This is a genomic window from Arthrobacter ginsengisoli (assembly GCF_031456935.1).
In the GTDB taxonomy this organism is placed as follows: domain Bacteria; phylum Actinomycetota; class Actinomycetes; order Actinomycetales; family Micrococcaceae; genus Arthrobacter; species Arthrobacter ginsengisoli.
In genome coordinates, this window is the sequence record NZ_JAVDVQ010000010.1 from 71,840 (window position 1) to 83,982 (window position 12,143).

12 protein-coding genes are annotated in these 12,143 nt (G+C 63.4%); 5 read left to right on the forward strand and 7 right to left on the reverse strand.

Going from position 1 to position 12,143, the window contains the following annotated elements; translation table 11 throughout:
* Window positions 1-83: 83 nt before the first annotated feature.
* The 7 genes from J2X01_RS12900 to J2X01_RS12930 form a co-directional block, all read right to left on the reverse strand.
* Window positions 84-1,079: an ABC transporter substrate-binding protein gene (locus J2X01_RS12900; RefSeq protein WP_310057810.1), complete on the reverse strand. Its 996-nt coding sequence runs from the start codon at window positions 1,077-1,079 to the stop codon at window positions 84-86.
* Between the two features lie 103 nt (window positions 1,080-1,182).
* Window positions 1,183-2,844, reverse strand: coding sequence for a bifunctional 3-(3-hydroxy-phenyl)propionate/3-hydroxycinnamic acid hydroxylase (locus J2X01_RS12905; RefSeq protein ID WP_310057812.1), 1,662 nt, complete (start codon window positions 2,842-2,844; stop codon window positions 1,183-1,185).
* A complete protein-coding gene (locus J2X01_RS12910) occupies window positions 2,841-3,593 on the reverse strand; it encodes an HpcH/HpaI aldolase family protein (RefSeq protein ID WP_310057815.1) in 753 nt (250 codons plus the stop codon). Before J2X01_RS12910 ends, J2X01_RS12905 begins: the two co-directional genes overlap by 4 nt.
* Window positions 3,590-4,042 (reverse strand): nuclear transport factor 2 family protein, encoded by a 453-nt coding sequence (locus J2X01_RS12915; protein WP_310057817.1) that lies wholly within the window; start codon window positions 4,040-4,042, stop codon window positions 3,590-3,592. The genes J2X01_RS12910 and J2X01_RS12915 overlap by 4 nt, the downstream gene beginning before the upstream one ends.
* Window positions 4,035-4,829, reverse strand: coding sequence for a 2-keto-4-pentenoate hydratase (locus J2X01_RS12920; protein WP_310057820.1), 795 nt, complete (start codon window positions 4,827-4,829; stop codon window positions 4,035-4,037). The genes J2X01_RS12915 and J2X01_RS12920 overlap by 8 nt, the downstream gene beginning before the upstream one ends.
* Before the next feature lie 5 nt (window positions 4,830-4,834).
* Window positions 4,835-5,695 carry an alpha/beta fold hydrolase gene (locus J2X01_RS12925; RefSeq protein ID WP_310057823.1) on the reverse strand — a complete coding sequence of 287 codons (861 nt, stop codon included), beginning with the start codon at window positions 5,693-5,695 and terminating at the stop codon, window positions 4,835-4,837.
* Window positions 5,692-6,633 (reverse strand): 3-carboxyethylcatechol 2,3-dioxygenase, encoded by a 942-nt coding sequence (locus J2X01_RS12930; protein WP_310057825.1) that lies wholly within the window; start codon window positions 6,631-6,633, stop codon window positions 5,692-5,694. The genes J2X01_RS12925 and J2X01_RS12930 overlap by 4 nt, the downstream gene beginning before the upstream one ends.
* A gap of 479 nt (window positions 6,634-7,112) precedes the next feature.
* Here J2X01_RS12930 and J2X01_RS12935 point away from each other — a divergent pair, with 479 nt between their 5' ends.
* The 5 genes from J2X01_RS12935 (at window position 7,113) to J2X01_RS12955 (ending at window position 11,964) form a co-directional block, all read left to right on the forward strand.
* Window positions 7,113-8,255: an ABC transporter permease gene (locus J2X01_RS12935; protein WP_310057827.1), complete on the forward strand. Its 1,143-nt coding sequence runs from the start codon at window positions 7,113-7,115 to the stop codon at window positions 8,253-8,255.
* Window positions 8,252-8,983 carry an ABC transporter ATP-binding protein gene (locus J2X01_RS12940; RefSeq protein WP_310057830.1) on the forward strand — a complete coding sequence of 244 codons (732 nt, stop codon included), beginning with the start codon at window positions 8,252-8,254 and terminating at the stop codon, window positions 8,981-8,983. The genes J2X01_RS12935 and J2X01_RS12940 overlap by 4 nt, the downstream gene beginning before the upstream one ends.
* A 101-nt stretch (window positions 8,984-9,084) precedes the next feature.
* The gene (locus J2X01_RS12945) at window positions 9,085-9,690 is read left to right on the forward strand and encodes a TetR/AcrR family transcriptional regulator (RefSeq protein WP_310057832.1); all 606 of its coding nucleotides are present in this window, start codon (window positions 9,085-9,087) and stop codon (window positions 9,688-9,690) included.
* Between the two features lie 538 nt (window positions 9,691-10,228).
* Window positions 10,229-10,690, forward strand: a complete 462-nt coding sequence (locus J2X01_RS12950) for a MarR family winged helix-turn-helix transcriptional regulator (RefSeq protein ID WP_310057835.1) — start codon at window positions 10,229-10,231, stop codon at window positions 10,688-10,690.
* Window positions 10,687-11,964: an MFS transporter gene (locus tag J2X01_RS12955; RefSeq protein WP_310057838.1), complete on the forward strand. Its 1,278-nt coding sequence runs from the start codon at window positions 10,687-10,689 to the stop codon at window positions 11,962-11,964. The genes J2X01_RS12950 and J2X01_RS12955 overlap by 4 nt, the downstream gene beginning before the upstream one ends.
* Window positions 11,965-12,143 lie beyond the last annotated feature (179 nt).

Below are 12,143 nucleotides of genomic sequence, written 5' to 3' on the forward strand. Positions count from 1 at the left end.
TTTGCGTTTCCACGGTTTTGTTCTGCTCTCAGTTGTTGCGATCAATATGCGGTCGGGGCCGACGAGCGGCCCCGACAGCGGGATTACGGCTTCCAGATCACCTTGTCAACGTCTGGCTTAGTGCTCACGATGCCGTATTTGACGAGCAAGTCCGCGAACAACTGGATGGTCTCTTGCGAAACGTCCGGGTTGTAAATGGAGAGTTTTACTTTCGCCGCGGCGGCCGGATCAGTGCCGAGCGCGGCAGGCATTGCCGCGCGGATCAGATCATTATTCTCAGTCAGGAACGGCAAAGCCTCTTTCATGGCCGCGGTGAACCGCTTGACCAAGTCAGTGTCGCTGTCCACGCGTTTGCCACTGGAGATCGTAACGAGTTCATTCGCGCCCAGGCCTGTGTCATGGATAAAGTCGCTGACCACCCGGCCACCTTTGGCCACTACCTGCTGCATGAAAGGCGAACCCGCCATCCCTGCGTCAATCTGGCCAGCTTCGATCTGAGCTGCAACCTCGGGGAACGACAACTGGACGAACGTCACCTTCTTCGGGTCCCCGCCATCCTTGGCCACGGCTTCACGGATGCCGATTTCTCCAATGCTGCCCAGTGCGTTGACCGAGACCTTCTTGCCTTCGAGATCACGGGCGCTCTTGATGCCCGATGAGGCACCGACAACCACGGCGGTGGAGTCTTCCACGATCTTGGGATCGTTCTGGGTAACACCATCAACGATGCGGACATCGAGACCCTGCGTGGTTGCCGTCAGGGCCGTGACCGGGCTGGCCAGCATGAAGTCGAGCTCCCCGGTTGCGAGAGCGGGCAACTGTGCCGCACTGCTGCCAGCACCCACGACCAATTTGAGATCGATGCCCTGCTTTTCGAAGTAGCCCTTGTCGATGGCAATTTGGAGAGCCGCAACGGTGCTGGACGGAAACAGCCCGTAGGTGACCCTGGTGAGCCCGGCGGAGCCACTCGCGGCCGCCGTGGAGCCGCTGCCGTCAACAGATCCGGACGCACAGCCGCTGAGTGTCAGTGCAAGAGCCATGGCACCAACGGTCGCTGCACGGGTTTTCTTGATGTTCATAAGATTCGCTCTCCCTTGAGTGAATGCTGCGCGGGCTCTACGCCCACCGCCGTACTGGCGAGTTGCAGCAACAGTAATTCTTGATTAAGCATTTGTCAATGAATTATGCATTCATAATGCTATTATGCGTTTTAGTGGCCAATGTGACGTCGGCCGCCCTGAATACTTTCTTTAGAACGTCGTTCAGTTCCTGGGCGATGCATTCGGCGGCGACCACGTGATCGGGTCGCACAACGATCGCAGAGAATGGCCTCTCGTCGAACCAGGCCTTCAAAAGGCCGCTTTCGTCGCCAACCACTCGTACCCCAGGCGCTGCCGCAGCCTTCGCCCACGTCAGCTGCGAGGCCGGCACGGCGTGAACAAGGGTTCCGCCGAGACCCGCCAGCGTCTGCGCCTCAGCCTCGCTGACGAACGCGCGTGGATCGTTGTTCCATACGATGACCCGCCATCCCTGGCCGGTGGCGTCGTCCAGAAGGACCGAACAGCCGTCCTCGTTCCGGACCGTGGGCTGCGGGAACAACGTGCCCACTGCGCGCGGGGCATCCGCCCGATCAGGCAACGCCTTCCACGTGGGGAGCTCGGACGGAACCACGACGCCTTGGTCGTACTTGGGCATCGGTTTGTAGCCCTGGCTGTTGAGCCGGGCGCGGGCCTTCGGCAGCTTGTCTAGAACTGCCGCGGCCATGTCGCGCACCGCCGTGCGCAGTCTGTTGTGGTCGGTGACGAGGTTCGCCATATTCAACGACAACGCCACCATGGCTTTGACATGTTCACGCCGTTCACCTTCGTAGGAATCGAGCAGCTTGTCGCTGGCCTTCCCCTGAACCACTGCAGCCAGTTTCCACCCCAGGTTCAGCGCGTCCCGGATGCCGGAGTTCCAGCCTTGGCCAGCAACCACCGGCATAACGTGGGCAGCATCGCCGGCCAGCAGGAATCGTCCTACGCGGAACTTCTCGGCTACACGGGCGTGGTGGGCGTAGACCCGACGGCGGATGATGTTCAGGCCAGCGGGATCGGGCACGTGGGGGGCTAGGAGGGAGAAGACGAACGCATCGTCCTCTGCGACCTCTTCAGATTCACCCTCGAACAGCGTGAATTCCCAGCGGCGGATTCCATGCGGCAGGCTGAGTGTCGCGTAACCACGGCTTGGATCCCCGCCAAAGACCGCATGTGGGGTGCCGATGGGGTCATTGGCGACGTCGATGACAAGTCCGCGGGTCGACCGCGTTTCGCCTTCGAATGCCAGCCCAAGGTGTTGCCGGGTCAAGGACCGGCCGCCGTCGCAGCCGACGACGTAGCTACCGGTCACCTGTTCTTCGCCCGACGCAGTACTAATGGTAGCCGTCACGCCGTCGGAATCTGAGGCAAAGGCGCTCACCTGGCTGCCGAAGCGCACCTCGACGTGCGGGTACCGGGCGAGACCTTCGAGGAGTACTTTGTCGACAAGAGGCTGGATAAAGCCATTTCTGCGGGGCCAGCCAAACTCGCGGGTTGTGGGGTTGATCTCCGCAAGTATTTTTCGGTCGCCATTGACGATTCGGATCTTCTGATCCGGGACGGTGTGCGGAAGCACCTTGTCCACCAGTCCGATGGTCTGCATGGTCCGCAGTGCCTCGTCATCGATGCCCACGGCGCGGGGGTAGTCGATGAGTTCGTCGCGGCCTTCGAAGACCACCGTGCTCACGCCGAACTGTCCAAGAAGGTTGGCGAGCGTCAATCCGACCGGGCCCGCTCCGATGATAATAACGTCCTTGCGGTCGCTCATTTTGCACCCCTCAGGGTCTTGATGGAGTCCTGTGCCGCGCGGCTCAGGAATATGAGGTCGATGCCGAGGCCGACGTAATCGACAAGCTCCCGGTCCAAAAGGTCAGCTGCGTAGGCGCTTGATCCGGAATAGATACCCAGCGTGACGCCGTGCGCCCTGGTCACCTTGGACAAGTGCACTATGGCATCGCGCACCGGACCGTCCGCCCAGTCCCCCCTCCCCGGAAGTCCGTAAGAGACTGCCAGATCCGCCGGTCCGATATAGATCGAGTCGAGCCCGGGAGTGGTGATGATACTTTCCGCGTTTTCGACGCCGGCAACTGTCTCGATCTGGGCGATCGTGGACACCGCGCGGTTCCCCGCCTCGGTGTAGGGCTGGCCCGGATACAGGTTGGGGCGGCTGGGGCCGAGGCTCCGGTTCCCCACCCCCGGATACTTGGTCGCTTCCACGAGCATGCGCGCTTGTTCCCCGGACTCGATGGTCGGTGCGATGATCCCGCGTGCACCGCTGTCGAGCAGCCGCAGGATGGGGGCCGGATCCAGACCTCCCACCCGGGCATAGGTGTACGCCGAATCCCGGGGCGCAGCGCGCAACATTGTGCACCCTGCTTCCAGCCCGACCTCGCCATGCTGGAGGTCCACGACGACGCCGTCGTAGCCTGCAGCCAGAGCCCACTCCGTCACCGACAGGGACGGAAGCGCCTGGTGCAAAAGCGCCGGCGGTTGCCCGCCGCGGCTGTCCCACTTCATTCGGCTGTGCTTTCTGCGAGCCGCTTCGCATGCGCAGCGGCGTTCAGCCCGCCGAAGATGGGCGCGATCTCGCGCCGTGCGATCTTCCAGTCCCCGTCGACCTGCCGGTAGACCTCGCGGAATTCGCCTACGCTGGCAGGCATCAACGGGTTCTCCGAGGAATCCCGGAAAGTCATGTACTGCGTCCAGCCGTGGAGTTCTTCACCCACCCATGCCAGCCGAATGCCACCGATGATGTGTCGTCCTACGACGCCTGTAATCTTCGCGCGGCGTTCGCCCCAGGCTTTGATGGCGTCCCGGCCATCCATGTTCCCGAGTGGTCCGGTGGTGACTGCGTCCTCCGTGTACAGCTCCCACGTGGTGTCAGCCTTGCCGTGGTCCAGCCGCCATAGCAGTTCCGAGATGAGCTGCTCGATGGCCACACGCGTTTCCATGGTGATCTCACGCATCGACGGCCTCCGTCAGAAGGGCGACGACGCTTCCCAGCCCGTGCGAATACTTGGCGGTGTACGTCACGTTGGGATCCCAGTCAACGATCAGCCCAATGGACCCGGAGAGCAGGATCTCGCCAGCACGGAGTGGCTTGCCGATCCTGATCGACGTCTCGGCCAGCCACTGGATCGCGTTGATGGGATCGCCCATAACGTTCCCGCCAGTGCCGCGTGTCAGTTCTTCCTCTCCCCGGTACAGGACCATTTCGACCTGCTTGAGGTCGATTTCGCCATAGGGGATGCGAACCGGTCCGGTGACAATACCCTCGCAGGCTGCGTTGTCGGCGATCGTGTCCACGATGCCCATCTTGTAGCTGAAGTAGCGGTTATCCACCAGCTCCATTGCCGGCGTGACGTAATCGATGGCGGCTTCGACTGAGGCCAAGTCCGAATCCAGGATGTCGGACTTCAGGACGAAGGCAATCTCAGCTTCGATCTTCGGGTGGAAGTACGCTGACGCGGGCCGCTCAATCGGCGACTCAAACGTCATGTTGTCGAGGATGATCCCGTAGTCGGGCTCGTCCACCCCGGCGCGCTGCTGCACGATCGGGTTGGTCAGGCCTACCTTGCGGCCGACGCGATAGCGGCCTTCTGCGGCTTCCCGCCGCTGCGTCACGAGCTCGGAAATGCGGTAGGCCGCATCCTTGTCGTTGTCCGGCAGTCGATGGCGCACGAACTCGATAGGGGTGCGCAGTGTGCGCGCGTTGTAGAGATCTCCAGCGATCTCCGTGATGATGTCCGACATCTGTGTCAGGCCTTTCTGCGGAGGAAGTCGAGTGTCTTGTCGTTGAAGCTGGTGGGGTCCTCCCACTGCGGCCAGTGGGCGGCGTTGCGAATCAGCACGAATTCACCGTCCGGTATTGCTGCCGCCAGAGACTCGCCGGTCGCTACGCCACCAGTTGGCTCGTGGTCGGTCCACACGAGCAATGCCGGCACGGGGATGGCCGCATAATCTTCCTCGGTGACCTGGTTTCGCGCCCGGATATCAGGCACCTGGAGCGCCATGATGTGCTCCATTGACTTGATGAAGCCGGGGCGCCCATAAATGGCCCGACGGACCTCGACGAGCTCGTCGGTGATCTGTTCAGGATCGTGAATGACCACTTGCAGTCGAGCCTTGACGTTCCCGTACGTCGGCTCCTCGACAGCCTTCCGGCTCACCGGACTCACCCGGGCCATCGAGCTGTTGCTGATCATTCGACCGCCGGGTGCACTGAGGACAACGCTTCGCAGTCTCTCGGGGTGGTGCGCAGCGAACTTGATCGCTATCCAGCCGCCCAGGGACTCCCCGATGAGGTGCACCCGATCCAGTCCGAGTACGTCGAGGAGTTCGAGCAAGTGTGCCTCATAGTCCGGGATTTCCAGATCGGCGTCGGCGAGCGTCGAATAGCCGTGCCCCGGATAGTCGTATCCGATGACCCGGTACGTCTGGGCCAGTACCCGTATGTTGTGGGTCCACGCTTCGATGTGTCCGCTCGTGCCGTTGAGGAGCACCAGCGTCTGCTCCCCCGCGCCGACGGACAGGACGCGGGTGTTCCACTCCCCCACCTGCACGTATTCAAGGGTGTGGGGCAGATCCGCGATCTGCTCCCACATTGTCTTCTGGCTCATACTGCGTTGGGGATGGCCGCTGTGATGCCGAACCCGGCGCCCCAGGTCCGGACGGGCCAGTACCGGTCGACCACCAGGTTGTAGTCGCCCGCGGTGGACAGGGCGCTGAAGGCTGCAATCCAGGACCGCATCTCGTGGGCGGCACTGCCACCTTCGGCGATGAACTCGTCGTTATCCCAGTTGTCGACGTCGGTCAGGGAGCCCGAACGGAACACGTCGAGCAGCTTCTGGTCCCATTCAGTGTTAAGCGGTGCACTCGAGGCGCGGCCATCCGCAATGGCCTGGATGCCCTCAATGATCTTGCCCTCGCGGGCAGCCCGGTCCGCCTTCGACGGCGAATAGGAAACGAGGCGCTGCTGAATCGGCTCAGGCGAACCGTCATACACCGGGACCGGGGGGTTATGCGACAAGCCGCCCGAGGCCACCAGGAGAACGCGCTTGTCCAGCTGCTGGGCCGCCCGGCCGATCGCCTCGCCCATCATCCGAATACGGGACATGGGCGTGAGGGGCTTACCAAGCGCGTTGACGAAAACAGGCACGAACGGACGGGTGAATCCCGCGCCGAAGAGGAATTCCAGCGGCTGCATCACGCCGTGATCGACCTCCAGCCGTTCCGAACGGGCGATATCGATCCCCTGCGCGATGGTCAGCGCGTGCAACTCACGTGCCACTTCGGAGTCAACGGGCAGGTGGCCCTCGAATGTCCCGTAGTCGCCGACGCCGACAGCCTGCGCGCCGATGGCGAACGGCGGCATCATCGAGTAAAGGACGCCGTTGAAGTGATCCGGGCCGAAGATCACCGTGACATCGGGAGCGAAATCCTCTACGAACGACCGAACCTCGCCCAGGGCATCGTTGATTTCCGCGAAGATCGTCCCGCCCGGATCGACGTTTCCAAATGACGGCGCGTGTGACAACGCGGCTAGCGCAAGCGACATTGCTTTCCCTCTCAGTGATGACGGCCACACTTGACCGCTTCCCTAGAGTGTAGATTCTAGATTCGGCGTTCGCAAGAGCTCGCTGGCGTTCTAGTACATCCCGGCCGTAAAGCCTGTCGTCCTGGTGAATCAAAAAGCCGCTGCTGGCTATTTTGGAGTCGCTCACTGTCGGGGCGCGGCGGCGGCGGCGGCGGTGGTCCTGGGTAGTCCGACGCTGTAGGCCCTATCGGAGCCATGCGGCGGGCCGAACGCTGGTCGTTGGGCTATTTCACGGACGACTGGAAGTAGGTTGCAGAAGTCATCTCAGCGCTGCTTTTGCGCCATTTCAGTGACCGCAGTCACGTGATTCAAACTGTGAAGCTGCGGCCCTTGGGTCGCGGCGGCTGAATTTTGGAAGCTTGATCTCTTTCTGACAAGATGTCAGAAAGATGCCGACATGGCGTCAGGATCTTTCTTTCCCATCGAGATTAGGACTTTCAATGTTCCTTGCACTCCGCGAATTGATGTTCGCGCGTGGCCGCTTCAGCCTGATGGGCGGTGTCATTGCCCTCGTCGCCGTACTGATGGTGATGCTCTCCGGCCTGTCCTCGGGCCTCGTCAACGATGGCGTGTCCGGCCTCAAGTCGATGCCGGTCACCGCTTTCGCCTTCGACCAGGGCACCAAGACCGATAACGCGTTCTCCCGCTCCGTGATCGATGACCGGCAGCTCACCGCCTGGCGGGGCGTCACGGGCGTGGCCGCCGCTGAGAAGATGGGCGTGGGTATGGCCAATGCCACCACCGATTCCGGCAAGCAGGTCGACCTCACGCTTTTCGGCATCGAACCCGGATCCTTCCTGGAACCGTCCCGCTCCGCGGGCAGCGGACTCGGCGATACGGACGGCATTGTTGTGTCCTCGACCGCAAAGGCTGAAGGCATCGACCTCGGCACGGTCGTGACGCTGGACCGGATCGGCACGCAGCTCAAAGTAGTTGGCTTCACCGACGGCCAGGCCACCTTCGGCCACGTCGACGTGGCCTACCTGCCCTGGAAAACCTGGCAGTTGATCGCCTCCGGCCAGGCCGCGGCCGGAGCTCCCGGCGCTGCGCAGCTGTCCTCGCTGGACTTCGATACCGCAAGCGTCGTTGCCGTCCAGGCGAAGCCCGGCGCCAAGCTGGACCTTGCCGCCGGCGACACCGCCGCCGGAACGTCCAGCAAATCCCTGTCCGCCGCTTTTAATGCATCTCCCGGTTATGAGGCCGAGACCATGACCCTGAGCATGATCCAGGTCTTCCTTTACGCGATCTGCGCCCTCGTGGTCGGTGCGTTCTTTACCGTGTGGACGATCCAACGCAAGCACGAAATCTCGGTGCTGCGGGCCATCGGTGCCTCTACCGGCTACCTGCTGCGGGACGGACTGGCCCAGGCCGCCATCCTGCTGGTGGGATTCACCGCGCTGGGCGTGGCCGCCGGCCTCGGACTGGGTGCCGCCATGCCCGAGGCCATGCCATTCGCACTCGAGGCCGCACCGATCGCCATCGCCACGGCTCTCACCATTGGCCTGGGCCTGATCGGCGCCGCCGTGGCCGTGGTCCGTATTTCCCGGATCGACCCGCTTAATGCCCTTGGAGGACAGCGATGACCAACCCCACATTCACGGCGGCCGGCGCAAGCCTCGCCGACGCACCCCGAACCACCGGCCTGTCCATCCGCCACGCGGTGATGGAACTCGGCGACGGCGACACCAAGGTGACAGCCCTCGATGACGTCAGCGTCGATGTTGCCCCGGGCGAGTTCCTTGCCATTGTCGGGCCGTCCGGTTCCGGCAAATCCTCCCTGCTCGCCGTCGCCGGCGCCCTCGCCGCCCCGGATTCCGGAACGGTCACGGTCAACGGCCAGGACCTCTCCCAACTGAGCCAGGGGAAGCGCGCCGCTTTCCGGCTCGCCAACATCGGCTTCGTCTTCCAGTCCGGCAACCTCATCCCGGCACTGACCGCAGCGGACCAACTCCGGCTGGTCAACCGGCTCGCGGGCGGACCAAAGACCTTCGACCCCGTCGCCCTGCTGGAATCCGTCGGCATGGCCCACCGTGCCGCCAACCGCCCCGCCCAGCTCTCCGGCGGCGAACGCCAGCGCATCGGCATCGCGCGGGCACTCGTCACCGGGGCGAAACTCCTCCTCGTGGACGAACCGACTGCGTCCCTGGACCGGGCGCGCAGCCGCGAAGTCGTGGAACTCCTCGCCCGGCAAAGCCATGACCACGGCGTCGCCACCATCATGGTTACCCACGACCACGACGTCCTCGTCTACTGCGACCGCGTCGCTGAAATGGTGGATGGCCGCCTAGGGGCCCCTGCCCCGGTCCGCTAGCATCCACGGCTCCGGGTACGACGACGGCGGCCCGCTCGGCAGGCCGCCGTCGCCCGCCGTACTCTTGATGCGTAGGTTAGTCAGCGTCAAAGGATCCCGTAATGCCCAGAATCAGTGCCGCCACCGTCGTGGAGCACCGCGCCGCGCAGGAGCGCGCACTACTGGACGCTGCCCACGAACTCCTGCAGGAAACCTCGGAAGCGCCGACCATGGCCGATGTGGCCTTGCGGGCAGGCCTCTCAAGACCCAGCGTCTACCAGTACTTCGACTCCCGGCAGGACCTGCTCCAGGCCCTGGTCCGCGACATCTTCCCGCGCTGGACCGAACGGGTCACCTCCGCCATGGCCGACGCCCCCACCAAAGCCGACCGGATCCTGGCCTACGCCACGGCCAACGTGGACCTTGTCGCCGAAGGAGCCCACGCCGTCGGGGCAGCCTTGGCGGCATTGGCCCCCGGTGCCGAACTCGACGAGCAAGCCACCCGGATGCACCGCCAGCTCCAGGAACCGCTCATCGAGACGCTCACAGAACTCGGGGTTCCCGATCCCGAATCACTGGCCGAAATGATCAACTCCGTCGTCCACGCCGGCACCCGCATGCTCGAATCCGGCCAAACGCCGGGCCAAGTCCACTCCCACCTCAAGACGCTGCTCGGGCCATTCGTGACCGAACACCACACGGTAGACACTGCTGGTACACGAACCTGAGCTTCTCAGTCATATTGACGACACTCGCCCCGCACGGGCAGCCCGGCCTCGAGTGCCGGCTCACGGCGGTACCACGAGCGTCGACGGTCAGGGTAAGGGGGCCTCAAGGCTATCGTCCGCCGTCGTTGTGCTTAGCCAAAGCGGCCGTAGGCTGACGGAAGATCCGTTATCGGCGTTCAAAGCACGGGAGTAGAAGTAGCTGCGAGAACTCCCGCTCTATGACTATTTCGGCGTTTTGGAAGGCTTCCGGCATCAGGACCTGGTCTTGTTGTGCGCCAACGCCGGGGTCAGAACTGGCGGTGTGCGTCGATGGCAGACAGTAGGTAGACGTAACTCCAGGGGCCAGCCAGCGACGTCCGGCTAGGTAGGACGCTTTCAGCACCGCCGTTGGGGTGCCAGGGGTCGCCACCTTCGGGTGCCGGTCCTTTCCACACGTTCTTCGACGGCGCCACTTGCGGCCGCGCCTGATTCGGGAAACAATCGTTAGCGGAGCTAATTAGCATTGCTAACTGTAAATGTAGGAGGCGCAACGGATTCAATGACCATTTCCAAAGAGACTGGTGACCACGAGGCTGGCGACAGCACCAGACCGGACATCCTGGCAATCGAACTCCGCACGGCGGTGATGCGCACATCCCGAAGGCTCCGCGCCGAGGCAACCGGTGATGTCATCACCCCGGGGCAGTACACGGTCCTCGCCCAACTGCGCAAGGGCCCGCAGACCCTCCGCGAACTCGCAGAGCGGGAACACGTCCAGGCACCGTCCATGACCCGGATAGTCAACGCCCTCACAGGGCAGGGGTTCGTTTCCCGGACAGCCCATCCCACAGACGGCCGCCAGATAAGGGTCACTATCACTCCTGCCGGTGAGGACGTCCTCGCAGAAGCCCGCGAACAGCGGACAGCCTGGCTGGCCCACCGGGTCGCCGGACTGAGCGCAGAAGACAGACTCATCCTCAGCCGCGCCGCCCACCTCATGCAGAAGTTGAGTGCTCGATGAGCGCCATGTTCCGGGCACTCGAGAACCGCAACTACCGGCTGTGGGCAGGCGGGGCGCTCGTCTCCAATATCGGCACGTGGATGCAGCGGATCGCGCAGGACTGGCTTGTGCTGACCGTCCTCACGGACCATTCCGGAACCGCCGTCGGCATCACCACCGGGCTGCAGTTCCTGCCGATGCTGCTGCTGGGCCCCTACGCTGGAGTCCTTGCAGACCGCTACCGTAAACGCCTGATCCTGCTGTGGACTCAGGCGGCCATGGGCCTGTGTGGGCTGGCGGTAGGGCTGCTGGTGGTGACCGGGTCGGCGCAGCTGTGGCACGTCTACCTTGCGGCTCTGTGTCTGGGTCTGGCCAGCGCCATGGACGGTCCAGCGCGTCAGGCGTTTGTCGCGGAATTGGTGGGGAAGGAGCACGTTTCCAATGCCGTGTCCCTGAACTCTGCGTCGTTCAACACGGCCCGGCTTACCGGACCGGCCATTGCCGGCGTGCTTATTGAGTGGATGGGCACCGGCCCCGTCTTTCTTCTCAACGCGGCCAGCTTCGCCGCGGTCCTACTTTCCCTCTGGCGGATCCGTACATCCGAGCTGGATCCTGCCGTGCCGGCAACCCGTGGCAAGCACCAGGTCGCGGAGGGCCTGCGCTATGTCCGCAGTCGTCCCGACCTGGTACTCATCCTTGTTATGGGGGGAATCTTGGGAGCTTTCGGGATGAATTTCCCCCTTACCAATGCGCTGATGTCCACCGCAGAGTTCGGGATGGGACCGGAAGAATTTGGCCTCCTTGGCTCCATCATGGCAGTGGGGACACTGGCCGGCTCCCTACTCGCGGCACGCAGGTCCGGCCCGCGGCTCCGTTTCCTGCTCGGCGGCGCGTTAGGGCTGGGGTTCTTCACGCTCGTAGGCAGTCTGTCGCCGTCGTTCTGGCTCTACGCCGCCGTCCTGATTCCGGTGGGCCTGGCCTCCATCACCTTCCTCAACAGCTGCAACACCAGCATCCAGTTGTCGGTGGAGCCGCAGTTCCGCGGGCGGGTTCTGGCCCTGTATCTGGCGGTCTTGCAGGGCGGGACTGCCTTGGGCGCGCCCCTGATGGGGTGGATCGGCACGGAATTTGGCCCGCGCTGGGCGGTGGCCGTCGGCGGCGTTATCGTCCTGCTGACCGGACTGTCCTCGCTGATCGCTGTCAGCCGGTACAGCGAGCTGACCGTGCGGCAGCACCTCCGGGCCGTATTTCCCCGAAATCGAAAAGCCAAACGCTCTTCAGCCACTACTACATGAGCTTCAAATAGGTAGGCACCCGCTTTAGGTTGCGCATGCTCAACGAAGCGCGGCCTGATTTGCTGGCGAAAGTCGACCAGGCCGGACCAATCATGGCCGCCGCCGGGCGCTTTACTACACGCCATCCGCTGCTTGGCAACAACGGATGAAGTTCGAGAACGATGTGCGGCAATTCCTTG

What these genes read in the sequence shown, in the direction of transcription:
- J2X01_RS12935 (WP_310057827.1), top strand. Translation starts at nt 7,113, where the DNA reads ATGTTCCTTGCACTCCGCGAATTGATGTTCGCGCGTGGCCGCTTCAGC.
- J2X01_RS12950 (WP_310057835.1), top strand. Translation starts at nt 10,229, where the DNA reads ATGACCATTTCCAAAGAGACTGGTGACCACGAGGCTGGCGACAGCACC.
- J2X01_RS12920 (WP_310057820.1), bottom strand. Translation starts at nt 4,829, where the DNA reads ATGTCGGACATCATCACGGAGATCGCTGGAGATCTCTACAACGCGCGC.
- J2X01_RS12900 (WP_310057810.1), bottom strand. Translation starts at nt 1,079, where the DNA reads ATGAACATCAAGAAAACCCGTGCAGCGACCGTTGGTGCCATGGCTCTT.
- J2X01_RS12940 (WP_310057830.1), top strand. Translation starts at nt 8,252, where the DNA reads ATGACCAACCCCACATTCACGGCGGCCGGCGCAAGCCTCGCCGACGCA.
- J2X01_RS12945 (WP_310057832.1), top strand. Translation starts at nt 9,085, where the DNA reads ATGCCCAGAATCAGTGCCGCCACCGTCGTGGAGCACCGCGCCGCGCAG.
- J2X01_RS12955 (WP_310057838.1), top strand. Translation starts at nt 10,687, where the DNA reads ATGAGCGCCATGTTCCGGGCACTCGAGAACCGCAACTACCGGCTGTGG.
- J2X01_RS12930 (WP_310057825.1), bottom strand. Translation starts at nt 6,633, where the DNA reads ATGTCGCTTGCGCTAGCCGCGTTGTCACACGCGCCGTCATTTGGAAAC.
- J2X01_RS12910 (WP_310057815.1), bottom strand. Translation starts at nt 3,593, where the DNA reads ATGAAGTGGGACAGCCGCGGCGGGCAACCGCCGGCGCTTTTGCACCAG.
- J2X01_RS12925 (WP_310057823.1), bottom strand. Translation starts at nt 5,695, where the DNA reads ATGAGCCAGAAGACAATGTGGGAGCAGATCGCGGATCTGCCCCACACC.
- J2X01_RS12915 (WP_310057817.1), bottom strand. Translation starts at nt 4,042, where the DNA reads ATGCGTGAGATCACCATGGAAACGCGTGTGGCCATCGAGCAGCTCATC.
- J2X01_RS12905 (WP_310057812.1), bottom strand. Translation starts at nt 2,844, where the DNA reads ATGAGCGACCGCAAGGACGTTATTATCATCGGAGCGGGCCCGGTCGGA.